A 425-nucleotide genomic window follows, 5' to 3' on the forward strand; every position below is an offset into this window, starting at 1 on the left:
GGAATTTTGGACAATGGGCGCAAGCCTGATCCAGCAATGCCGCGTGCAGGAAGAAGGCCTTCGGGTTGTAAACTGCTTTTGTACGGAACGAAACGGCCTCTTCTAATACAGGGGGCTAATGACGGTACCGTAAGAATAAGCACCGGCTAACTCCGTGCCAGCAGCCGCGGTAATACGGAGGGTGCAAGCGTTGTCCGGATTTATTGGGTTTAAAGGGTGCGTAGGCGGTTGATTAAGTCAGCGGTGAAAGTTTTGGGCTCAACCCAGAAATTGCCATTGATACTGGTCGACTTGAGTATTGCAGGGGTACATGGAATTGATGGTGTAGCGGTGAAATGCATAGATACCATCAGGAACACCGATAGCGAAGGCATTGTACTGGGCAACCACTGACGCTGATGCACGAAAGCATGGGGAGCGAACAG

At 51.3% G+C, this 425-nt stretch carries 1 rRNA gene; it reads left to right on the forward strand.

The window, feature by feature from the left end:
• Positions 1 to 425: ribosomal RNA gene (locus J1W56_RS25870) — 16S ribosomal RNA — on the forward strand; the annotation flags it as partial.

The sequence above is a fragment of the Phyllobacterium calauticae genome (genome assembly GCF_019991125.1).
GTDB lineage: Bacteria > Pseudomonadota > Alphaproteobacteria > Rhizobiales > Rhizobiaceae > Phyllobacterium > Phyllobacterium calauticae.